Origin of the sequence: Streptomyces akebiae, from assembly GCF_019599145.1 — a bacterium.
Lineage (GTDB): Bacteria > Actinomycetota > Actinomycetes > Streptomycetales > Streptomycetaceae > Streptomyces > Streptomyces akebiae.
Window position 1 is genome coordinate 3,499,350 of record NZ_CP080647.1, and the last position, 22,865, is coordinate 3,522,214.

The following is a 22,865-nucleotide window of genomic DNA, read 5'->3' on the forward strand; positions in this document are numbered from 1 at the left end:
CACGCGCGCGTGGCCACGCCCGGGGCTCACTCGCACGGCCCGCGCGCCGAGCGCATCGCTCCTGACGCTTCCAGGATGGAGGCATGCCCCTCTGTTCCCGACCGCGTGCCGTCGCCGTGACCGCCATCGCCGCCCTGCTGTCCCTGACGGCCGTGGGCTGCGGCGACGACGCCCAGGGGGACGACGGGGACCTGGCGACGCAGAAGCTGAGCTGGAAGACCTGTGAGGCACCGTCCGAGTCCCAGGGGGGCGGCACCGCCCCCTCACCGCTGCCGGACGGCGACATCTGGCAGTGCGCCACCATGAAGGCACCTCTCGACTGGGACGAGACAGACGGCGACACCATCGGCATCGCCCTGATCCGGGCCCGGTCCAGTGGTTCCGAGAGTGAGCGGATCGGCTCGCTCGTCTTCAACTTCGGCGGCCCCGGCCTCTCGGGCGTCAAGACGCTTCCGTCGTTCGGTGAGGACTACGCGAAACTGCGGACCCGCTACGACCTGGTGAGCTTCGACCCGCGTGGCGTCGGGCGCAGCGCCGGCATCGCGTGCGAGGACGACGAGGCACTCGACGAGTACTTCCAGCAGGACATGACACCGGACGACGCGTCCGAGCGGACGGAGTTCCTCGACAACACGAAGACGTTCAACTCCGCCTGCGAGGACAACTCCGGCAAGACCCTCCCGCACGTCCCTACTACGGACGCGGCCCGCGACATGGACCTCATGCGCCGCGTCCTCGGCGACGACGAACTCCATTACTTCGGCTTCTCGTACGGCACCGAACTCGGCGGCGTCTACGCCCATCTGTTCCCGGAGAACGTCGGGCGGGCCGTGTTCGACGCGGTCGTCGACCCGACCCAGACCTCGGAGCAGGGCTCGCTCGCCCAGGCCAAGGGCTTCCAGCGGGCGCTCGACAGCTACGCCCGGGACTGCGTCTCCCAGGTGGCGGGGTGCCCGGTGGGCGACACCGAGCAGGAAGTCGAGGACCGAATCGTCAAGCTGCTCGAAGACCTCGACAGAAAGCCGATCACCGGTGTCTTCCCCCGCGACCTGACCGAATCCGAGGCGAGGAACGGTATCGCGCAGGCCCTGTACTCCCAGAATCTCTGGCAGTACCTGACGGAGGGCCTGGATCAGGCGTACGACGGGGACGGCCAAGTGCTGATGCTGTTGTCCGACTCGTTGAACGGGCGCAGCGAGAACGGCGAGTACAGCAATATCTCCGCGGCGAACGTCTCCATCAACTGCGCGGACGACAAGCCGCGCTACACCACCGAGCACGTGGAGGAGAGGCTGGCCGAGTTCCGGGCGGCCTCGCCCGTCTTCGGTGAGTGGCTCGCCTGGGCCATGCTCAGCTGCACCGACTGGGCGGTCGCCGGCGCGGCCGACCATCCCGATGTGCGGGCCCCGGGCTCGGCGCCGATCCTCGTGATCGGCACCACGGGCGACCCGGCCACACCGTACGAGGGAGCGAGAAGGATGGTCGAGGCGCTCGGGCCGGGGGTCGGAGTGGGGCTGACGTACAAGGGGGAGGGCCATGGCGCGTACCGCAGCGGCGACGCGTGCGTCCACGCGGCCGTGAACGGTTACCTGCTGACGGGGAAGGTACCGAAGGCCGGGACCGTCTGCCCATGAACTTGCAGGTCAGAACGTTATCCACAGGCCATCTCGGCATTCCCCGCAGCCCGCATACCATGGCATGACCGTCATTCGGGACAACCGACGGACGGTATCTCGAGAGGGGGGAAGTGTTCATGGCGCGTTTTACACGGGGGGCGGCTCTGGCCGCAGCCGTGCTGCTGATCGCCGGCTGCAGCGGCGGCACGGACGACGGAGCCGACGACGAGAAGGACGACGGCAAGGCCTCCGCGTCCGCGCCGACGTCCTCGGCCGCGTCCCAGGAACTCGACTGGGGGCGCTGCAAAGCGACGTCGGAGGGTCCGGCGCCGGGCGACGACTGGCAGTGCGCGACGCTGAAGGTGCCGCTGGACTACGCCGAACCGGACGGCGCAACGATCGGGCTCGCACTGATCCGCAGCAGAGCGACGGGCGACGCCGACGAACGTGTCGGCTCCCTCCTGTTCAACTTCGGCGGACCGGGCGGCTCCGGTGTCTCCATGCTGCCGTCGTACGCGGGCCTGACGAGCGAACTGCACAAGCGGTACGACCTGGTGAGCTGGGACCCGCGCGGGGTGGCCCTGAGCGAGGGGGTGCGCTGCCGCAGCGACAAGGAGATCCAGGCGGGCGAATCGGTGGACGCCACACCGGACGACACGGCCGAGGAGACGGTCTTCTTCAAGGACGCGGCCGACTTCGGCGCGGGCTGCGAGAAGGACGCGGGCAAGTTGTTGTCGCACGTCTCGACCACCGAGACCGCCCGTGACATGGACCTCATGCGCCAGGTGCTCGGCGACGAGAAAATGCACTACTTCGGCATCTCCTACGGCACCGAACTGGGTGGCGTCTACGCCCATCTGTTCCCCGGGAACGTGGGACGCCTGGTCCTGGACGCGGTGGTCGACCCGACCGCCGACACGGTGGGCCACGCGAAGAACCAGGCCCTGGGCTTCCAGCGCGCCCTCGACAACTATCTGCAGTCCACGGGCCAGGACCCCGAAGAGGGCACCCGGAAGATCGAGAAGCTGCTGGAGCGCATCGACGCCGAGCCGCTGGCGACGACGTCCGGCCGCGAGCTCACCCAGAGCCTGGCGACCACAGGGATCGTGCTGCCGCTCTACAGCGAGCAGAGCTGGCCCACACTGACCAGCGCGCTCGACGCGGCCGAGGACGGCGACGGCACCGAGCTGCTCGCGCTGGCCGACGGGTACAACGAGCGTGACCCGTCGGGCCACTACGGCACGACGACCCACTCGCAACGGGTCATATCGTGCTTGGACCAGAAGCAGCGGCCGACTCCGGAGGAGACAAAGAAGCTGCTGCCCGAGTTCCGGGAGATCTCGCCCGTCTTCGGCGAGTTCCTGGGCTGGGACACGGCGGGCTGGTGCCACGACTGGCCGGTGCCCGGTCTCACGGACTCGCCGGAGGTGAGCGCCCCTGGAGCGGAGCCCGTCCTCGTGGTGGGCAACACCGGGGATCCGGCGACGCCCTACGAGGGCGCGCGGAGGATGGCCGGGGAGCTGGGCGAGGGCGTCGGTGTGATGCTCACCTGGAAAGGCGAGGGCCATGGCGCGTACGGCAGCGGCAGCCGCTGTGTCGACTCGACGGTGAACGCGTACCTGTTGGACGGGACGGTACCCAAGGACGGCAAGGTCTGCGCGTAGACCGGAGCGGCAAGCGGCTCGCGCCTGTCAGGTGGGCGGGGGAGAGGGGCCCGGCACCCGTGGTGCCGAGCCCCTCCTCGGAAGGCGCGCGTGCCGTGAACCGGCCTGTGCGGCTAGTAGACCGGCTTGCTGGGCTCAATCTGGTTGACCCAGCCGATCACGCCACCGCCGACGTGGACCGCGTCGGCGAAGCCGGCCGACTTCAGCACCGCGAGGACTTCCGCACTGCGGACACCCGTCTTGCAGTGCAGGACGATCTTCTTGTCCTGCGGGAGGGCCTCCAGGGCCGTGCCCATGAGGAACTCGTTCTTCGGGATCAGCTTGGCGCCCGGGATGGAGACGATCTCGTACTCGTTGACCTCGCGCACGTCGATGATCTCGATGTTCTCGCCGTCGTCGATCCACTCCTTGAGCTGCTTGGGAGTGATCGTCGAACCTGCGGCCGCCTCCTGGGCCTCCTCGGAAACGACGCCGCAGAAGGCCTCGTAGTCGATGAGCTCGGTGACGGTGGGGTTCTCACCGCAGACGGCGCAGTTGGGGTCCTTGCGGACCTTGACCTGGCGGTACTGCATCTCCAGCGCGTCGTAGATCATCAGACGGCCGACCAGCGGCTCGCCCGTGCCGGTGAGGACCTTGATGGCCTCGGTGACCTGGATGGAACCGATGGAGGCGCACAGCACACCGAGGACGCCGCCCTCGGCGCAGGAGGGGACCATGCCCGGCGGCGGGGGCTCCGGGTAGAGGCAGCGGTAGCAGGGACCGTGCTCGGACCAGAAGACGGAGGCCTGGCCGTCGAAGCGGTAGATCGAACCCCAGACGTACGGCTTGTTCAGCAGCACGGCCGCGTCGTTGACCAGGTAGCGCGTCGCGAAGTTGTCCGTGCCGTCGACGATCAGGTCGTACTGGCTGAAGATGTCCATCACGTTCTCGGCCTCGAGCCGCTCTTCGTGGAGGATCACGTTCACGTACGGGTTGATGCCAAGGACGGAGTCGCGCGCGGACTCGGCCTTGGAGCGGCCGATGTCGGCCTGGCTGTGGATGATCTGGCGCTGCAGGTTCGACTCGTCGACCTCGTCGAACTCCACGATGCCGAGCGTCCCGACGCCCGCCGCGGCCAGGTACATCAGCGCCGGCGAGCCCAGGCCGCCGGCGCCCACACAGAGCACCTTGGCGTTCTTCAGCCGCTTCTGCCCGTCCATCCCGACGTCGGGGATGATCAGGTGGCGGGAGTACCTGCGGACCTCGTCTACGGTGAGCTCGGAAGCGGGCTCGACCAGGGGTGGCAGCGACACGGGGACTCCGTTGGTCGGTCAATCACTACAGTTGTTCTCCCCGTAACACTGCCACGCCCTTTTTCATTCCGAGACACCCGTTCCAACCAGCGAGACGATTTCGTCCCAGTAGCCGGGCATCGTCTCCCAGGGATCGATCCTGCCGTCGCGATCCGTACGGTCGGTGAAGTAGATCGTGGCCGCGCCCTGCCAGCGGGCGATGCGCAGCGCCTCGTCGAGGTGACCGCGCGGGACCCCGTGGACGAAGTGGCAGAAGCGCTCGGGTGGATGGTCGGCGGTCCATTCGGCCACCTGAGACCACCGGTAGTCGCTCCAGGAGCCGGAGAAGGTCACCAACTGGTCGGCGGTCTCGACATATCCGGGGTGCGGGTGGGTGCCGTGGCCGAGGACGATGTGGCCGCCACCGAGGAGGGCACGGAGTGTGGTGACCGTGCGGCCGGTCTCGGCGAGGGCGCCGCACTCGGTGGGACAGCGGTCCAGGAGGAAGCCGTCGACCAGGTACCAGTCGAGATAGCGGCGGGCGTCGGCGGCGAGCTCGGCGAAGGCGCGCGCCCCGTAGGTCATGTCCAGACGGCCGAGGACCTGGACGCCCGCGTTCCGCAACCGTCCGGCGGCCTCCAGGCAGTGCCGGTCGGGGCGGGTGCCGGGGCCGTCGGAGACGTCGAGGGCGACCCAGTGCAGAGGGGTGCCGGGGCGGGTGAGTTCGCCCCATTCCAGTGGAGCGACGAGGGGGTGGGCATAGCCGGGGACCCCGATTCCGAGGCTTGAGCCGGTGCGGGCGATGCCGGACGGGGCGGGAGTCAGATACGGCATGCCGCCTCCATCCAGATGTCGGCCAGGGACTCCTCCAGGTTGATGCGGGGCCGCCAGCCGAGCCGGTCGCGGGCGGTGCGCACATCGGCCTGCTGCCAGCTGCCGCAGCCGTCCGGGTAGGGGTAGGAGACGGGGGCGGCGTGGTCGGAGTCGGGACGGGGGTGGCCGATGGTCGACCTGAGGGGGTTGGGCGGGGAGTCCAGTTCGTGGAGGGCGCCGCCGTAGCCGGCGACGCGGGCGAGTACGGCCGCGGCGTCACGCAGGCGTACGGCTCGGCCCGAGCCGATGTTGATCACGCCTTGCGCCGCGGAGAGCGAGGCTGCGTGGACGGCGCGGGCGACATCTCGGACGTCGACGAAGTCGCGCTGGACGCCGAGGCCGCCGAGTTTGAGTTCGCCGTCGCCCGACTGCATGGCGCGGCGCATGGCTTCGGCGAGGCGGCCGAGCGGGGATCCGGCGGGTGTGCCGGGCCCGGCGGGCGAGAAGACGCGCAGGACCACGGCGTCCAGGCCGGAGCCGAGGACGAGTTCGGTGGCGGCGAGCTTGCTCACTCCGTACGGACCGCCGGGGCGGGGCACGGCGTCCTCGGCGGTGGAGGAACCGGGCTGGCTCGGCCCGTACTCCGCGCCGCAGCCGAGCTGCACCAGGCGCGCCCCGCAGCCGCTGCGGCGCAGGGCCTCGCAGACGGTGGCGACGGCGACGGTGTTGTGCCGGGTGAGTTCGCGGGCACCGCCCCGGGTGGCGCCGGCGCAGTTGACGACGACTCCGGGGTGGACGGCGTCCAGGAAGCGGGTGAGCGCGCCGGGGCTGCCGGTGGCGAGGTCGAACCGTACGTCGGCGTCGTCGCCGCGGCCGAGCGCGGTGAGCTGGACGGCCGGGTCGGCGAGCAGACGTTCGGCGACGAAGCCGCCGAGATATCCGTTGGCTCCGATCAGCAGGACCCTCATCGGGCGGCTCCCGGGGCGGGCTCTCCGGTTCGGGAGGTGATCATCTGGCGTTCTCCTTATGGGGTGGTGCCGTGGCTGATGAGGTGCCCCGCGGTGTCGGCCCCGCGGGAGGGGACGCCCGGGACGGAAGCCCCGCGCGTCGATCGGGCTCGGGCTTCGCGCGGCGGTCTGATCCGTCGTGCGAAGCCCGAGGGGTCAGGTCGCCCCGGAGGGCGGGGCATGGGCCGAGGCCCGGGTCAGCGTGCGGGTGGTGTGGACGAGCAGGGCGAGCGCGGCGGCGCCGCACACGAGGGCGGGTACGGCCCCGGGCCCCCACGCGTGGACGACGGTTTCGGCGGGGGCAGCCAGGAAGGAGCAGCCGGGCAGGCGGCCGGCGAAGACGGTGCCCAGCGCGACCGCCTCGGCGAGGGCGGCTGCGCGGAGGGCGACGACCGGGGCCTGGGCGAAGCCATGGGCGGTGAGGAGACGGGCGAGCAGCAGGAGGGCGCCGAGGGCCGCGGCTCCCCCGTACCCGGTGGGCTCGTCCAGGATCGTGCCGCACAGCGTGAGCAGGGCGGTCAGGGCACCGAGGTGGAGTGCGAACACACCGAGGATCAGGGGCTTCATGGACTCGGCGAACTCCGCGAGACCCCGGCTGGCGGTGAGCTTGCGACGGGCCCGTACGGAGAGGAGGTGGGCGCACCAGACGGCGGGAGCGCAGGACAGCGCGAGCGCGAGCACGGGCGCGAGGGCCAGGGGCCAGGGGCCGTGGGGCCCGCCTTCGAGACCGGCGGCGAGCAGGCCGTCGCCGAGAAGGGCGTACGCGATCAGCCAGCAGGTCCAGGTGCGGGTACGGCCCGCCGTACCGGACGCGGCACGCAGCGGCCCCCGGTCGAGTGCCACGCGAAGGCCGAGCGCCACCGCGAGGGCGCCGAGGGCCGCGGCCATGAGCCGGGGTTGGCCGTCGGTGAGCCGGACTCCGGCGACGGCCGCCGCGCACAGGGCACCCGGCAACAGGGCGAACACGGCCCATCCCCCGCGCGGGCCGGACGCGCACGGCACCGGCTGGCGCTCTGCGGATTCATCCCCGTCACGCGACACGCGCGCGTACATCTCCTCGGCGAGCGAAAAGACGTCGCGGTGCCGGAAGCGGGCGGCCGTCCGGTCGGTCACCCCGTGGGCCTCCAGCGCGGCGGCGATCTCCAAGGGGTCCACCGCCCGCTCGCAGAGCTCTCGGTGACGGTGCATCAGGGCCTTCACGGGGTCCACGGCACCGCGGCGGGGAGCGGGCCTGGGCGCGGCCTCGGGCACGCCGAGGCCGTCGCCGACCGCCCGGAGGACAGAGTCGGGCGGGGCGACCAGGTCCCGGGAGGCCGAGGGGTCGTCCGACGTCATGGCATCCGGCGGGAGCTTCGCATCGAACCCGTCCAACCCGTCCAACCGGTCCAGCCCGTCCAACCGCAGCTCGCTCACAGCGCCCCCTCCCCCACGGGCACCGGCTCCACGGCGGCGGTACCCGAAGGCCGCTCCGCAGCCCGCGCAGACGCCGCCCCAAGTACAGAACCAGCAGCCGGCGTGGCACCCGCCGCCGAAGCCGCGTCCCTCCCAGCCACGTCACCCCGCAGAGTCGCCCCGTCCTGCGCCGGAACAGCGCCCCTGACGGGCACCCCGTCCCGCTCAGACACCCGGTCCCGCTCAGACACCGCATCCCGAACTGGCGCCGCAGCCCGCACAGGCGAGCCAACCGCCCAGCGCGGTCTCCCGACGGTGCCCCCAGCCGAACCCACCGCACCGGCGTCTGCGGCGGCCCCGGTCACCCCCGCCGCTCCGGCAACCCCCACGACCCCCGCGACCCCCGCGACCCCGAAGCCGCTCGCCGCCGGCCGGGGCTCGGTCCAGCGTCCGGGGACGTGGGCCTCGGCGGGGGATCCGAAGGGCAGTGGTTCACCGGTGTCGTCGAGGACGATCTTGTGTACCGGGGCGTGAGAGACGATCTCCAGGTAGATGCCACGAAAAGCCGCGACGTTCTGCTCCACCGTGAAGAGTTCGAGAGCGCGGGCGCGGGCGGCCGCGCCCAGGCGCGCACGGCGCTCGGGTTCTCGCAAGAGCGCCACGCACGCCTCGGCGAGCGCCCGCGGATTGCGCGGGGGGACGACGAGCCCGGTGCCGCCGATGACCTCCACGACCGCTCCCACGTCGGTGGAGACCGTGGGCCGGGCACAGAACATGGCCTCGACCAGACTGATCGGGAAGCCCTCGACGACGCTCGACAGCACGACCACCGCACCGGCCGCGTAGGCCTCGGCCAGGTCGGGGACGGCCGGGTCGCCGACCTCCTCGAAGGAGACGGGGTTGTCGCCGACCGCGTGGACTCCGTCCGCCTCGTCGGGGAAGAGCTGCGCGGCGAGGGCCTTGCAATGGCCCAGATAGGCGGTGGCCTCGGCCCCCGCGGCCGCTCCGACGATCCTGAGCCGCGCTCTGGGCTCCGCCCGACGGACCTCGGCGAAGGCGTGCAGCAGCGAGATCAGGTCCTTGGCGGGCTCGATGCGGCCCACCCACACCAGCGTGTGCGGATCCGCACGCTCCGGCGACTCGCCCACCTCCGCGAAGCGGGTGGCGTCCATGCCGGGGTAGACCGTTCGGATTCTGGCTCGGTCGGCGCCGCAGCGCTCCTGCCAGCGCCGGGCATGGGTGTTCCCGGGGGTGAGGCAGGCGGCCTGCCGGTACACCTCCGCGGTCAGCCGCCGGTGGAAGGCCGCGAGGAGCGCGCGTACCGGCGCCTCTCCCGACGTCCCGAGGTAGTGCGCCCGCAGCGGCACGCCGTACTCGGTGACCAGGAGCGGCACCCCGTGGAAGTGACGGGCCAGCAGTCCGGGCAGCGCGGCCGACCCGCCCGCAGCCGCGTGGCACAGGTCGACAGAGCCGAGTCCGTCCTCCTCGTACCAGTCGAGTGAGAGGGGGCGCAGAGCACGTTCGAGGTGGGCGGCGACCGCCAGCAGATCCGGTACGCGAGCCTCGCGCGCCCCTCGCAGGGCGCCCGGCGCGCGACAGGCGCGCTCCAGCGTGCGGACGGCAGCCTCGGAGCGCAGTGCGCCGACCAGCCCGCCTTCGTCCCGGGCCAGCTCGGCCAGCCCGTACAGCGCGTTGCCGAAACGGTCCGCCTCAACACCGGCCGGACCTTCGAGGACTTCTCCAGCCGCGTCGGCGCCGCCTGCTCCTCCCGAACAGACAGCCGCCACCAGCTCGCCGTACGCCTCCGCGAAGCGCTTTCGCGCCTGGCGGCCATGAACGACCCCGTCGTCCTCGGCCGTCCACAGTGGTGCCGTACGGACGCGGTTGACCTGTGGCGGCAGTGAGATCCAGCCTTCGTCCTCCTGCCGCTCGCTCCGGCTGAGCGCGTAGACGTCGAACTCGTGTCGCTCCAGCCCACGTACGAGTCGGTCGCACCAGAGCCTGGCGTCACCGCTCACATACGGATAGCCACCCTCCGTAAGCAGTCCGATGCGCACGCGTGCACCCCCGATCTCCCGTTTGAGGAGCCGCCGTTCGCCCGGCGGCCCGCAGCGGGAAGAACGTATGCGGACAAGGCAGTGGTGCGACGGACGGTTGTCCATCGCACCACCAAAAGGGGTGAACGGTCGTAACTTTCACTAGCGGGACGCGTTTGGTCGCGCTAAGGGATCACGCGATCACACTGCGTCGGCCGACGGGAGGAGGTCCCGTCAACTCCCCGGGTAGGGCCAGGGATTGGCCTTGCACGTGATCCCGCGGTAGGTCAGGAACTTGCTCTGCTGCTGCATCACGGGCGCGAGTTCGCCGCTCTTGTCGCAGGTCACGTGGCTGTACCCGAGGCGGTGGCCGATCTCGTGGTTGATCAGCATCTGCCGGTACGCGTGGATCTGGTCGCCGTACGTCTTCGAACCCTGGGCCCAGCGGTACGCGTTGATCATCACGCGCTCGGTGGCGGCCGAGTCGCAGGAGACGTTGTCCACGGTGGTGTCGAGCCCCGACTTGTCGCACCAGAACGCGGTGGTCCCCGGACTCGCCAGCGTGATCACGAAGTCCGGTGTGCCCGAGGAGATCCGCTCGAACGTACGGCCGCCGCCGTGGGACCAACTCCGTTCGTCGTTCAGGGTCTTCTGCACGGCGTCGGCGAACAACTCCGCGTCCAGCCCGAGCCCCTGCTCGACATCGACCCGGTAGCGGTACTTCTGCCCCGCCCCCGGCGCCTTGGCGAAGCCCCTGACCGCCTCGAACTTCCCGCCGCCCTCCAGGTCCGCCGCGAGGGGGTACTTCTTGTCCATCTTCTGGTCGTACGACAGCGGGGTGACGCTCGGGCTGGGCGAAACGGGCGGGGTGGGCCGGTTGTCACTGCGCGAGGCGTCGCGCACGGCGCGCTCGCCGGCGTCGGCGGCCTGCGGCCGAGTGGCGGTGTCGTCCTCCCCAACGGCCATCTGTCCGCCGACGACCACCACGAGCACGGTCGTGACAGCGGCGGCCGCGATCCCGGCGAACGCCCGCCCCTTGCCGCCCTTCGCCGCCCCGGCGGCCTGGGGCTCGTCGCCCGGCGGCTGATCGTGCGGCGTCTGTCGCGGCGACCGCCCCCGCAGCGGTTCCTCCGCCAGAGCCGTCCCGACCCGGCCGTCGTCGGCACCCGGCGCACCACGATGTGTCCGGCCGGGTACGAAGACGTCGTCGACCTCGTCGAAGGCGTCCAGATAGGCCTGGCGTGGGCCACCGGGGGGCATGGTCTCCTGCCGCTGCCGGGGAATGGGGATACGGCGGCCCGACCTCTCCGGAGGCACGCCGTGCGGGGCGCCATGGGGTGACGCCTCGCCCGGCCCACCATACGGAGCCCCCGCAGGAGGCCCTTGCGCCACGCCGTGTCCGGCATCCTGCCGACGCCCACCACCACCCAGGTGGCCCCAACCCCCGCCCGCTTCACGCTGCTCGGGGTGTTCACCACGACTCGGCGGATAACCGCGGGCCTGGGCGCCGTCCGGAAGAAGCGGGAAGCCGTGCGCCGGCGTGCCGTCGGGCAGACGCGTCATCCCGCGCGCGGGCGTGCCGTCAGGGAGGCGGGGGAAACCGTGCGCCGGGGTGCCGTCGGCGAATCGCGGTACGCCATGTGCGGGCGTGCCGTCGGGCAGTCGCGGGAAGCCATGTGCGGGCGTCCCGTCAGGGAAACGCACCCCCTGCGGCCGGGGCGCACCACCACCGAACGGCGGCATGCCCTGCTGCCCGGGCACACCACCGCCCGCCCCCGGCATCCGCCGCCCCAGGGTCCCTTGCCCCGGAGTCCTGTCGTACTCCGGCGACTGCGCTCTCGTCTGTGCCGCAGGCGCCGACGCACTCTCGACGCCCGGCCCTCGCGGCGCCCCCGGCGCACGGTCGCCCGTCCCGGTGGACGTGGCTGTCCCGGCTGCTGTCCTTATATCGCTGTTGTCGCCTTTCGGCGCCCGCCCCTTACGGCTGTGCCGTCCCACGCCGCGCCTCAGCTCCCCACGCCGGGCGAGCCCTTGGGCGGCCCTTCGGCAACCGAGTCACCGTCGTCGGCGCCGACCGAGCCATCGCCACTCACCGAACCACCCTCACCCGAAACATCGACCGGCCCCGGCTCCGAACCCACCGGCTCCGAACACGCCGGCATCGAATCCACCCCGCCCCGCGTCCTCCCCGAATCCGCGAGCAGTTCACGGAACGCGGCGGCGACCGCCTCCGGGTACTCCATCATCGCCATGTGCCCCGCGTCCGGCAGGGAGACGAGGCGGGAGCCGCGGAAGGCGCGGGCGGCGCGCTGGGCCATGCGGTAGCCGACGAGTCGGTCGCGGCGGCCGTAGACGAGGAGGGTCGGGGCGAGGACCCGCTCGGCCTGGCGCCAGAGCGAGTGCTGTCCGCCCACAGTGTAGGCGTCCACGAGCCCTCGGGCGGAGCGCGTCAACGCGTCCCACATGTACGGAAGTTGGAGGCGCCGCTCCATCTCCTCCACAGCGTTGCGGAAAGCCTCGTCCGAGACGCGGCCCGGGTCGCCGTAACAGAGCGCGATGACGCCCCGGACGCGCTGCTCGGCGGTCCAGCCCTTGGTGAAGCGGGTGAAGAGCGCCGACACGCCGGGCAGGGCGAGCATCCCGGTCGGCACGGCGGTCCGCTGCACGCGGAGCTCCGGCAGCGCGGGCGACACGAGGGTCAGGGTGCGGACGAGGTCCGGGCGCAGCGCGGCGACGCGGGTCGTGATCGCGCCGCCGAGGGAGTTGCCGAAGAGGTGCACGGGGCCGCGCCCCGCGGAGTCGAGGTAGCGGATGACCGCGCGGGCGTGTCCCGTGACGGAGTAGTTGCCGTCGTCCGGCGGCGGTGAGTCGCCGAAGCCGGGCAGATCGAGCGCCTCACTGTCGACGAGCCCGTCGAGCAGCGGCATCAGCGCGGACCAGTTCTGCGAGGAACCGCCCAGTCCGTGTACGTACAGGGCGGGCGGCAGCCCTTCGCGCGCCGACGGTCTCGACCGCACGGACAGCGTGATCCCCGGCAACCGGACCGACCTCAGCCGCTCACCGGGTGCCACGCGCACGGCGCTCGCCTTCGGCGACGCGGTGGCGGTCAGCAGGGACGGCAGCTCGGTCGAAGACATGCGGGCAATGTTACGAGACGATCACGCAGTGACTCATGTGTTCGCCGTCACAGACCACCCCACAAATCAGCCACTTCTCCGGGGGTACCGGGCGTGGAGCACTCACCGCCGGAACAGCACCCCCCCGGCCCGACCGCATAGCGCCGCGATGACCTGTCTCCTAGGCTCGGAAACGCGCTCTCGCACGGGCCGGTGAGCGCGCTCACGGGCAGGCCGCGAGCAAGTCCGCAAGGCAAGCCCGTGGGCAGCGCATCCGCGCCCACGAAGAGGGCACCCGTACGTGGCCCCCGCCGCCGCCGGGGACGTTCCGGCGGCACCAGGGCAGCATCAGGAAGGGGAACCCACGATGGCCGTTGATCCGACCGATCCCGACACCTTCGTCGAGGAGGATTCTGTGGAGTTCGACGATGTCGAAGCCCCCGAGGCCGATGCCGCCGAGCAGCACGCGGACGTCGCCCAGCACCGGGACGACCCACTGACCGACATCGATCCGGACGCGGCCAACGAGGCCGATCTGGCGGAACAGGCCCGCGTGGTCTCCCTGGACGAGGACGACTATCGGTAACCCGATCCTCACCAGGGACGACGACCGGTGAACGAGAAAGGGCTTCCTCCTGCCCGCTCTACACCTGTTTGATGTGGTAGGCGGCACTTTCCCCGCTGTCCGGTCCGTGAAATTCTGCGCTCGCACCGCGCACACCCGGGTTACCGAAAAGTACGATGGCGGCGCGGCGCACACCGCATGTGGACGATCTTGGGAGGCGGCGTGACAGCCATCGAGCAGACAGAGGCGGCGCGCCCGCGGGGCACACGCCTGCCCCGCCGAGCCCGACGGAACCAGTTGCTGGGCGCCGCCCAGGAAGTCTTCGTGGCCCAGGGCTATCACTCGGCCGCGATGGACGACATCGCCGAGCGCGCCGGAGTCAGCAAGCCGGTGCTCTACCAGCACTTCCCCGGCAAGCTCGACCTCTACCTGGCGCTGCTGGACCAGCACTGCGAGTCCCTGATCCAGGCCGTGCGGGGTGCGCTGGCGTCGACGACCGACAACAAGCAGCGGGTCCTGGCGACGATGGACGCCTATTTCGCGTACGTCGAGGACGAGGGCGGTGCCTTCCGGCTGGTCTTCGAGTCCGACCTGACGAACGAGCCCGCAGTGCGCGAGCGCGTCGACAAGGTCACCAACGAGTGCGCGGAGGCCATCCGCGACGTCATCGCGGAGGACACCGGCCTCTCCCGCGCGGAGTCGATGCTCCTCGCCTCGGGACTGGGCGGTCTCTCACAGGTGGTGGCGCGGTCCTGGCTGCACAGCGACCGCAGCGTCCCGCGCGAGCAGGCGGTCCAGTTGCTGGCCTCGCTGGCCTGGCGCGGTATCGCGGGCTTCCCCCTGCACGGCACGGACCAGCACTGACGCCAGCGGCCGGCACGGCGCACCCTGGTCCGGGGATTTGTTCCCGTCCCCTGTTCGCTCCTGGCGTTCTCAGGCGGAGCGTGTACGTCCCCTCACCGGGCTAATGTGTGCTGCGTACAGCGCGGAAGCCCGCGCATTTCACTGACCGTCGGAGGGACATAGCCGTGGAGGTCAAGATCGGCGTGCAGCACGCGCCCCGCGAGATCGTTCTGGAGAGCGGTCAGAGTGCCGAGGAGGTCGAGCGTGCGGTTGCCGAGGCGCTGGCCGGCAAGTCGGCGCTGCTGAGCCTCACGGACGAGCACGGCCGCAAGGTGCTGATCCCGGCCGACCGTCTCGCTTACGTCGACATCGGCGAGCCGACCGTCCGCAAGGTGGGCTTCAGCGCGCTGTAGTCAAGAGCACAAGAGGCGTACGGAGGGGGCCCGGTGGTGTGAACCACCGGGCCCCTCCGTACGCCCGCGTCTCATGGCCGCCATGGGACGCGCCTCACAGAGTGCCCACATCTCGTCCACCGACGATGATTGCGTTCCACGCCGCGCGGGTAGTACCGGCTACGACCGATTTGCCCAGGCCAGGCCGTGCGGGAGGGAACCCGATCATGTTCTTGGAAGCACTCGGATCCGCACTCCTCGGCTTCGTCCTCGCCTGCGCCGCCGCCTACCGTCTGCCGCACCGTCTGCCGTCCCGCGCCCTGGTCCTGCCGACCGGCACCGCCGGCGGTCTCTTCGGCGCCTTCCTCACGCACACGGCACTCGGCTCCGCCAACTACCTGGTGGTGCTCACCGGCGCACTGGTCGTCGCGGCGGCCTCCCTGTCCCTGCTCCTCCGCCCGACGGAGCGCTTTCGACGCAGCAGCTCGGCGACGGCGTGAGGAAGACCCCCTGCCGGAAGACCCCCTGCCGGAGGCCCCTCTGACAGCGGCCGAGCCGCCCGTCCAGGGGCGCGGGGCCCCGCGCGACCGGCCACGACCAGGCCCGCATCCGCACGACGACACCGCACCCCACGGCGACTAGGCGCTCACGCGGCCAGGCCCAGCGCGGCCATCCGCTTGGTGTGCGCCTCGGTGATCCGCGAGAACATCCGCCCCACCTCGGCGAGATCGAACCCGTCGGCCACACCGCCCACGAGCATCGTGGACAGGGCGTCCCGGTCGGCGACCACCCGCTGCGACTGGGACAGCGCCTCCCCCATCAACCTCCGCGCCCACAGCGCCAGTCGACCGCCCACCCGCGGGTCCTCGTCGATGGCGGCCCGCACCTTCTCCACGGCGAACCCGGCGTGCCCCGTGTCGTCGAGCACGGCGAGCACCAGCCCGCGCGTGTCCGAGTCGAGGTGCGCCGCGACCTCCCGGTAGAAGTCGCTGGCGATCGAGTCGCCGACGTAGGCCTTGACGAGCCCCTCCAGCCAGTCCGAGGGCGCGGTCTGCTTGTGGAAGCCGTCGAGCGCGTCGACGAACGGCTCCATGGCACGCGTCGGCTCCTCGCCGATCTCGGTGAGCCGGCCGGCGAGCCTCTCGAAATGGTGGAACTCGGCCGCCGCCATCTTCGCCAGCTCCGCCTTGTCGACGAGGGTGGGCGCCAGCTTCGCGTCCTCCGCGAGCCGTTCGAACGCCGCCAGCTCCCCGTACGCCAGCGCGCCCAGCAGATCCACCACCGCGGCGCGGTACTGCGGGTCGGCCGAGGCCCGCTCCCAGTTCTGGGCGGCGATCCCGGTGACCTCCGTGGTGTCGGCGGCGTCGGCGGACTCGCCGCCGCTGGCGTTCTCAGGCTTGTCAGACGTGGTCATGAAGCGCACAATAGCCCGCTTCGCGCAGGGCGGAAGGGCCCCGTCATGTCGTGCGTCATTCAGTGTGACAACGACTACGTGACCAAATCGGCCATCGCATATGCGCGATTCCGGGGTATGGTGGTAATGCGCCTGCTGGTACCGCGACGTAGTTCGACGGTGTCTCGACAGGCCGCACGCATGAGGATGCCCGGTCGGTGGCCCGATCGGCTCCGACCCGACAGCCCTCCTTTTCCGTACGGCACTCTGCGTACGGCGTCCGGAGGGAACCCCTCAGCGGTATGAGCGCTAGAGCGTCGGCAGTGGTCCCGTGCCACACGGTCCGCCCGTGAGGCGGCCGACGTCCCCCGGCACGGTCCGACACGACCCCCGCGCTCGCCTCACACCGCGTACACAGAAGAGGCAGCACCCTGACTACGACTTTCCGAGATCTCGGAATCTTTCCCGAGACCGCCGAGGCCCTTGAGGCCGTCGGCATCGTCAACCCCTTCCCCATCCAGGAGATGACGCTCCCGGTCGCCCTCACCGGCACCGACGTCATCGGCCAGGCCAAGACCGGCACCGGCAAGACGCTGGGCTTCGGCCTCCCGCTCCTCGAGCGCGTCGTCGTCCCCGCCGACGTCGAGGCCGGCCGCGCCAAGCCCGAGGACCTCGTCGACTCGCCGCAGGCGCTCGTCGTCGTCCCCACGCGCGAGCTGTGCACCCAGGTCACCAACGACCTGCTGACCGCGGGCAAGGTGCGCAACGTGCGCGTCACCGCGATCTACGGCGGCCGCGCCTACGAGCCCCAGGTCGAGGCCCTCAAGAAGGGTGTCGACGTCGTCATCGGCACCCCCGGTCGGCTCCTCGACCTCGCGGGCCAGAAGAAGCTGAACCTGAAGCACGTCAAGTGCCTGGTCCTCGACGAGGCCGACGAGATGCTCGACCTGGGCTTCCTGCCCGACGTCGAGAAGATCATCAACATGCTTCCGGCCCGCCGCCAGACCATGCTGTTCTCGGCGACCATGCCGGGCGCGGTCATCGGCCTCGCGCGCCGCTACATGTCGCAGCCCACGCACATCAGCGCCACGGCGCCGGACGACGCGGGCAAGACGGTCGCGAACACCAAGCAGCACGTCTACCGCGCGCACAACATGGACAAGCCCGAGCTGGTCGCGCGCATACTGCAGGCCGAGGGCCGCGGTCTCGTGATGGTCTTCTGCCGTACGAAGCGGACGGCGGCCGACCTGGCCGACCAGCTCCAGCAGCGCGGCTTCGCGTCCGGCGCGGTCCACGGCGACCTCGGCCAGGGCGCCCGCGAGCAGGCCCTGCGCGCCTTCCGCAACGGCAAGGTGGACGTCCTCGTCTGCACCGACGTCGCCGCGCGCGGCATCGACGTCGAGGGTGTCACCCACGTCATCAACTACCAGTCCCCCGAGGACGAGAAGACGTACCTGCACCGCATCGGCCGTACAGGCCGCGCGGGTGCCAAGGGCATCGCGATCACCCTCGTCGACTGGGACGACATCCCGCGCTGGCAGCTCATCAACAAGGCGCTGGACCTCGGGTTCAGCGACCCGCCGGAGACGTACTCCACCTCCCCGCACCTCTTCGAGGAACTGAACATCCCCGCAGGCACCAAGGGTGTCCTGCCGCGCTCGGAGCGGACCCGCGCCGGGCTGGGGGCGGAGGAACTGGAAGACCTCGGTGAGACGGGCGGGCGTGGTCCGCGCGGTCGTGGTGGCCGTTCCTCCGGCCCGTCGTCCGCCGAGCGCGAGCAGGAGCGCCCGGCGCGTACGCCGCGTCGTCGCCGCCGCACGCGTGGCGGTGCCACCGTCGACGGTGCGTCCCCGGAGGCCGCACCGGTCACGGAGCCTTCGGAGACCACGCAGACGCCGGGCACCGACACCGACGCGTCCGAGGCCCGTACGCCTCGCCGTCGCCGCCGCACGCGCGCCGGGGTGAACCCCGCCGCCGCCGAGGCCGTGACCGAGACCGAGACCGAGACCGTCGAGAGTGCGCCGGTCGAGTCGGCGCAGACCGTGGTCGACACCGTCGCGGGCGCGCCGGCCGAGTCGGTGGAGGAGGCCCCCAAGCCGCGCCGCCGCCGGACCCGTAAGTCGGTGGAGGCAGCCGCGGCTACCGTGGCCGAGGCCGCGCCCGCCGCGGAAGCCGCGCTGGACTCGGCGGAGGGCACGTCCGTGGTCGAGCCGGCCCCCGAGGCCGAGACCAAGCCGCGCCGCCGTACCCGCAAGGTCGCCGCGCCCGCCGAGACCGTCGCCGAAGAGGCCGCCGCCGAAGAGGCACCCGCCGCCAAGCCGCGCCGCCGGACCCGCAAGGCCGTGGCGGAGGCTGCCGAGAGCGTGGTCGAGGCTGTCGCCGAGGAGGCGGCGGTCGAGGCTCCGGCCCCGCGTCGTCGGACCCGCAAGACCGCCGCTGCCGCCGTGACGCCTGCCGCCGAGGCCGCCGTCGACACGGCGGAGGGCACGTCCGTGGTCGAGCCGGCCCCCGAGGCCGAGACCAAGCCGCGCCGCCGTACCCGCAAGGTCGCCGCGCCCGCCGAGACCGTCGCCGAGGAGGCCGCCGCCGAAGAGGCACCGGCCAAGCCCCGCCGCCGGACCCGCAAGACCGCCGAGACCGTCGCCGAGGCGACGGACACCGCCGCCGAGGCACCCGCGCCCCGCCGCCGGACCCGCAAGGCCGTGGCGACGGCTGAGGGGGCGGTTCCCGCGCAGCCGACGGAGGAGCAGGCCACGAAGCCGCGTCGCACGCGGAAGGCAGCGGCCTCGGTTGCCGCCGAGGAGGCGGGGGCCGAGACTCCGGCACCGCGGCGACGTACGCGGAAGGCTGCGGCTGTGGTGGAGAGCGCGGAGGGCTGAGGCCGTCCCGCCTGTCGCATGAAGGTCCGGTTCCCTTGGCACAGGGGGCCGGGCCTTCGGCCTTTTCAGGGATCCCTGAAAGAGCGGGCAGCACGAGCCTCCACGTCGGCGTGCGGTTACGCTCCCCCCATGAGCCGTCCCCCCTCGTTCACCCCGCCCCCCGGCGCTAGCGCCCACCGATTGCGTACCCCTCGTGGGGAGTTCGCCGTGATCGAGGCGGGGGTGGCGGTGAAGGGGAGCGTGCTGCTCGTGCCCGGGTTCACGGGGAGCAAGGAGGACTTCATCGCGCTGCATGAGCCGTTGGCGGCGGCGGGGTACCGGACGGTGGCCGTGGACGGGCGCGGCCAGTACGAGAGCCCAGGAGCCGAGGACGACGAAGCACCGTACGCGCAGGCGGAGTTGGCGAAGGACCTGCTCGCCCAGGCGCAGGCAGTGAGCGACGGCGGCCGACTGCATCTCGTCGGCCACTCCCTCGGCGGCCAGATCTCCCGCGCCGCCGTGCTGATGGACGCCTCCCTCTTCGCCTCGCTCACCCTCATGGCCTCGGGCCCCGCCGAGATCTCGGCGAGTCAGCAGGAGCGCGTGAAGCTGTTGCGGGACGCCCTCGCCGTGATGGACATGGAGCAGGTGTGGGACGCCATCCAGGCGATGGAGGCCCCGGAGCCGGAGGAGGCCGACACGGGCGCCCTCGACGCAGGGCTGGACGACCGCGCCGACCTGCGCCGCCGCTGGCTCGCCACCAAACCCGCCCAGCTCATCGCCACGGGCCGCCAACTCTGCGCGGAACCCGACCGCGTCGTCGAGCTCGCCGCCGTGGACCTGCCCAAGCACGTCCTCTCCGGTGAACGCGACGACACCTGGCCGATCCCGGTGCTCGACGACATGGCCGTACGGCTGCGCGCCCACCGCACCGTCGTCCGCGGCGCCGAGCACTCCCCGAACACCGATCAGCCGCAGGCGACGGCCGACGCCCTCATCGGCTTCTGGGACCGGGTCGCCCGCTGAGACCGCCGGCCCGAGCCCTCGCCGAACCCGGACCCGGACCAGCCGGCCCGGCCCGGCCCAGCCCCTAGTACTGCGCCCGCAAGTGCTCCCAGAAGCCGTCCCGCAGCGCCCGTCTCAGGTCCGCCTGCCCCCGCAGCGAGTACTGGAGCAGGCCCTCCGCCTCGACGAGCAGGTCCTGGTCGACGGAGCCGGGGAGGTACGGATGGCCGTGGAGCAGTTCCTGCAAGGTCTCCCGGCCCCGGTTGGCGAGCCACTTCGCTGCGATCTGGGCGCCGACGAAGCGGACGTCGTCACGGGTGGGACGGGTACCGGTGGGGGCGTCGTACGTGGGGGCGGCACGCCGTGACACGTACGGCTTGAAGAAGTCGAGGTCGAAGGTCCGCTGGCTGTCGACCTCCCAGAGCAGCGGATCGGCCTGGTTGCGGCCCTCGGGCGCCTCGATCCCCCACAGGTGGACGCGCGCTCCGTACCCCTGCGCGGCCTCGACCGCCGAGACCAGGTCCTCGTCGCCGCCGAGGAGGGCCGCGTCGCTGATCGCGCGGTGCCGTGCCAGTGACTCCAGATCGGTGCGGATCAGGGAGTCGACACCCTTCTGCTGGTTGTTCGCGTTCAGGTTGCCGAGTCGGACCTTCACGTCCGGCAGTTCGGCGATCGACTGCTGTTCGGCCGTATGGATGCGGCGGCGCGCCCCGTCGTACCAGTAGACCCGCAGCAGCCGGCTGTCCGCGAAGATCGTGCGGGCCTTGTCGATCAGCGCGTCGATGAGACCTTCCGCGTCGAGATCGAAGGACCGCCGGTCCTCCGTGCCGGCCACGAGCCGTCCCACGGCTGCGTACAGGTACCCGGCATCGACGAAGATCGCGTGTGTCGAGGGCGTCTTCGCCACCTCGGCGAGCATGCGGTGCAGCAGCTCGTTCGTACGGTCGATGCGGGCGCCGAGCGCCGTGAGGTCGTCGTTCATCACCACCATTGTCCCGGCGGTCACGCTGCGAACACAACCGGTCTCGATCAGTCTTCCTGCCTTCAGGTAGACATATCACCACTCCACTTAACGGCTAGTAATTAGCTTCTCGAAAAATTTCCTTAGCGTAGGGAATGTTCGTAACACGCATGCCGTTGACTACTCATGGAACACGGGCACCGACGACCCGTGAGCCACCACCAGTAGTTCTCCTCAGGAGGATGACCAGACGAAGGGAGAAGCCCATGCGCTTCGAAATTCTGCGACTCGACGATGTCAGCGGCACGCCCGTCGACAGCACCGTCGTGGACGCCGCCTCCGTCAACAGGATCGTGCAGCAGGCCGCCGCCATCGGGCAGCGCCTCTGGATCCGCCCGGCCGACGCGACCGCCTCATAGGACGCGGATCCGTTCACACTTCAGAGCCCCGTACGGCACGACGCCGTACGGGGCTCTGCGACATCCCGGGGCCGCGGTGCCCGGGGCGTACAGGGCCTAGTACTCCAGCAGTACTTCGTGGCTTGACCTGGGGAAACGTCGAGCGGTGGGAGTGTAGCGGGCGGGAAGTCGTCACGGACGGCTTCTGCCCGCACGCCCCTCGAAGGAGTGCCCCCGACGTCGGTAGTGGCAGCGGCGGGCCACCGCTTGGCGTCGTCGGCGCCAGTGCGACCAGCTCAACACGTGAGTGAGGGTGTGAAGGTCTCGGGGTGTGTGAGCTGCCAGGAGTCGCCGCACTTCTGCCACGGTGAGCTCGATGACCGCGGCATCCTCACCGGTGGATCCCCTTTTTCGGCTGCTCGCGCGCTCATCGCAACGAGGAAGGTGTGGGCGAGCATGGCCAGGGTGATGTGCCGGTACCAGCCCACGTAGCGGCGGACTTCGTACTCGTCCAGGCCGCACTCGTTCTTCGCTGCCTGGAAACACTCTTCGATCGCCCACCGGGCGCCAGCGACGCGCACCAGTTCGTCCACACCGACATCCAGCGGTGCGTAGCCGAGGTAGTAGGCGATCTCGTCCGGCCGACTCAAGCTGCGCCGTGCCAGCGCCCACCGTCGACGGATCAACACGCCGCCCTGGTGGTCGTACTCGACCACTGGGCGCAACTTGACGGCTGCCCAGTCGTATTCGCGCTGTCCCTTTGCGCCCGCGCCGCAGGAACGGCGTTCCCATGCCTGGTCGGGGGCCTGCTCGAAGGCCTTGTCGATGCGTGGGCCGGCCAGGGAGAACTGGGACTTGGGGACGGCCAGGACGTAGCCGACGCCGGATGTTTCCAGCATCCGGCGGAAGCGGTTGTCCTGTCCGTAGGCGGCGTCCGCCGTGACCCAGGCGACCGGCAGTGGCGAGGCCAGAGCTCTGCGGACGATCGTTGCCGCGAGGGTGTTCTTGGTGGCGAACTCCCGCTCGTCGGGGATCTTGGCGGCGCGGCATCGGTCACGGTCGTCCGTCCAGGACTTGGGCAGGTAGAGCTCCCGGTCCACCAGGGCGCGGCCGACTGTGCTGGTGTAGGCGGCGAAGACGCCGATCTGGCAGTTCTCGGTACGGCCGGCGGTGCCGGAGTACTGCCGTTGGACTCCGGCGGATGTAGTGCCCTTCTTCAGGAACCCGGTGTCGTCGATGATCAGTACCCCGTCGGGGCGGCCAAGGTGTTCGGCGACGTAGGTCTGCAGGTCGTCGCGGATGTCGTCGGGGTTCCAGCGGGCTCGGGAGAGCAGGTGCTGCAGGCCGTCCGGGGTGGCGTGGCCAGCGTGTTCGGCAAGTTGCCAGCTGTTTTTTCGGGCCACCGGGGCGAGCAGTGCGCGCACGTAGTCCCGCATGCGGCGGCGTGGTTCGACACGGCCGAAGTGGCGCCCGATGGTGGTGAAGAGGTGGTCCAGGTCGCGGTCCCAGGTCTCGGCTGCCTGTTCTGTGATCAC

19 protein-coding genes are annotated in these 22,865 nt (G+C 71.2%); 9 read left to right on the forward strand and 10 right to left on the reverse strand.

Annotated elements, in window-relative coordinates; all coding sequences use genetic code 11:
• The first annotated feature begins 83 nt into the window (after positions 1 to 83).
• Positions 84 to 1,634 carry an alpha/beta hydrolase gene (locus tag K1J60_RS14930; protein ID WP_220646653.1) on the forward strand — a complete coding sequence of 517 codons (1,551 nt, stop codon included), beginning with the start codon at positions 84 to 86 and terminating at the stop codon, positions 1,632 to 1,634.
• A gap of 119 nt (positions 1,635 to 1,753) precedes the next feature.
• A complete protein-coding gene (locus K1J60_RS14935) occupies positions 1,754 to 3,280 on the forward strand; it encodes an alpha/beta hydrolase (protein WP_220646654.1) in 1,527 nt (508 codons plus the stop codon).
• Between the two features lie 113 nt (positions 3,281 to 3,393).
• Here the strand turns inward: K1J60_RS14935 and moeZ are convergent, their stop codons facing one another.
• The 7 genes from moeZ to K1J60_RS14970 form a co-directional block, all read right to left on the reverse strand.
• Positions 3,394 to 4,572 carry an adenylyltransferase/sulfurtransferase MoeZ gene (gene moeZ / locus K1J60_RS14940; RefSeq protein WP_033525488.1) on the reverse strand — a complete coding sequence of 393 codons (1,179 nt, stop codon included), beginning with the start codon at positions 4,570 to 4,572 and terminating at the stop codon, positions 3,394 to 3,396.
• Between the two features lie 63 nt (positions 4,573 to 4,635).
• Positions 4,636 to 5,385, reverse strand: a complete 750-nt coding sequence (locus K1J60_RS14945) for a spherulation-specific family 4 protein (RefSeq protein WP_220646655.1) — start codon at positions 5,383 to 5,385, stop codon at positions 4,636 to 4,638.
• Positions 5,373 to 6,332: an NAD-dependent epimerase/dehydratase family protein gene (locus K1J60_RS14950; RefSeq protein ID WP_220646656.1), complete on the reverse strand. Its 960-nt coding sequence runs from the start codon at positions 6,330 to 6,332 to the stop codon at positions 5,373 to 5,375. The genes K1J60_RS14945 and K1J60_RS14950 overlap by 13 nt, the downstream gene beginning before the upstream one ends.
• Before the next feature lie 195 nt (positions 6,333 to 6,527).
• Entirely contained in the window at positions 6,528 to 7,559 is a 1,032-nt protein-coding gene (locus tag K1J60_RS14955) for a hypothetical protein (RefSeq protein ID WP_220651467.1), read from the reverse strand.
• Between the two features lie 221 nt (positions 7,560 to 7,780).
• Positions 7,781 to 9,820 carry a DUF3492 domain-containing protein gene (locus tag K1J60_RS14960; protein WP_220646657.1) on the reverse strand — a complete coding sequence of 680 codons (2,040 nt, stop codon included), beginning with the start codon at positions 9,818 to 9,820 and terminating at the stop codon, positions 7,781 to 7,783.
• 213 nt (positions 9,821 to 10,033) lie between these two features.
• Complete coding sequence (locus K1J60_RS47155; protein WP_398683217.1) at positions 10,034 to 11,059, reverse strand: DUF3152 domain-containing protein; 1,026 nt, start codon at positions 11,057 to 11,059, stop codon at positions 10,034 to 10,036.
• A gap of 746 nt (positions 11,060 to 11,805) precedes the next feature.
• Positions 11,806 to 12,936 carry an alpha/beta fold hydrolase gene (locus K1J60_RS14970; RefSeq protein ID WP_220646659.1) on the reverse strand — a complete coding sequence of 377 codons (1,131 nt, stop codon included), beginning with the start codon at positions 12,934 to 12,936 and terminating at the stop codon, positions 11,806 to 11,808.
• 346 nt (positions 12,937 to 13,282) lie between these two features.
• Between K1J60_RS14970 and K1J60_RS14975 the strand changes: the two genes are divergently transcribed.
• The 4 genes from K1J60_RS14975 to K1J60_RS14990 all read left to right on the forward strand — a co-directional run bounded on the left by K1J60_RS14975 (position 13,283) and on the right by K1J60_RS14990 (position 15,215).
• On the forward strand, positions 13,283 to 13,501 hold the full coding sequence (locus tag K1J60_RS14975; protein ID WP_220646660.1) for a hypothetical protein: 219 nt from the start codon (positions 13,283 to 13,285) through the stop codon (positions 13,499 to 13,501).
• A gap of 201 nt (positions 13,502 to 13,702) precedes the next feature.
• Positions 13,703 to 14,344, forward strand: a complete 642-nt coding sequence (locus K1J60_RS14980) for a TetR/AcrR family transcriptional regulator (protein WP_033525564.1) — start codon at positions 13,703 to 13,705, stop codon at positions 14,342 to 14,344.
• 164 nt (positions 14,345 to 14,508) lie between these two features.
• On the forward strand, positions 14,509 to 14,736 hold the full coding sequence (locus K1J60_RS14985) for a DUF3107 domain-containing protein (RefSeq protein WP_009293559.1): 228 nt from the start codon (positions 14,509 to 14,511) through the stop codon (positions 14,734 to 14,736).
• 206 nt (positions 14,737 to 14,942) lie between these two features.
• Entirely contained in the window at positions 14,943 to 15,215 is a 273-nt protein-coding gene (locus K1J60_RS14990; protein ID WP_220646661.1) for a hypothetical protein, read from the forward strand.
• Between the two features lie 146 nt (positions 15,216 to 15,361).
• Here the strand turns inward: K1J60_RS14990 and K1J60_RS14995 are convergent, their stop codons facing one another.
• Positions 15,362 to 16,138 carry a ferritin-like fold-containing protein gene (locus K1J60_RS14995; protein ID WP_220646662.1) on the reverse strand — a complete coding sequence of 259 codons (777 nt, stop codon included), beginning with the start codon at positions 16,136 to 16,138 and terminating at the stop codon, positions 15,362 to 15,364.
• A 494-nt stretch (positions 16,139 to 16,632) separates the two neighbouring features.
• On the opposite strand from K1J60_RS14995, the gene K1J60_RS15000 reads away from it, so the two are divergent.
• The gene (locus K1J60_RS15000; protein ID WP_220646663.1) at positions 16,633 to 18,987 is read left to right on the forward strand and encodes a DEAD/DEAH box helicase; all 2,355 of its coding nucleotides are present in this window, start codon (positions 16,633 to 16,635) and stop codon (positions 18,985 to 18,987) included.
• A 129-nt stretch (positions 18,988 to 19,116) separates the two neighbouring features.
• Positions 19,117 to 19,992: an alpha/beta fold hydrolase gene (locus K1J60_RS15005; RefSeq protein ID WP_220646664.1), complete on the forward strand. Its 876-nt coding sequence runs from the start codon at positions 19,117 to 19,119 to the stop codon at positions 19,990 to 19,992.
• Positions 19,993 to 20,056: 64 nt separating this feature from the next.
• Here K1J60_RS15005 and K1J60_RS15010 read toward each other — a convergent pair whose 3' ends face one another.
• Positions 20,057 to 20,962, reverse strand: coding sequence for an NYN domain-containing protein (locus K1J60_RS15010; RefSeq protein WP_220651468.1), 906 nt, complete (start codon positions 20,960 to 20,962; stop codon positions 20,057 to 20,059).
• Positions 20,963 to 21,198: 236 nt separating this feature from the next.
• On the opposite strand from K1J60_RS15010, the gene K1J60_RS15015 reads away from it, so the two are divergent.
• A complete protein-coding gene (locus K1J60_RS15015; protein WP_107072223.1) occupies positions 21,199 to 21,351 on the forward strand; it encodes a hypothetical protein in 153 nt (50 codons plus the stop codon).
• 275 nt (positions 21,352 to 21,626) lie between these two features.
• Here K1J60_RS15015 and K1J60_RS15020 read toward each other — a convergent pair whose 3' ends face one another.
• Positions 21,627 to 22,865: an IS701 family transposase gene (locus K1J60_RS15020; protein ID WP_450165973.1), complete on the reverse strand. Its 1,239-nt coding sequence runs from the start codon at positions 22,863 to 22,865 to the stop codon at positions 21,627 to 21,629.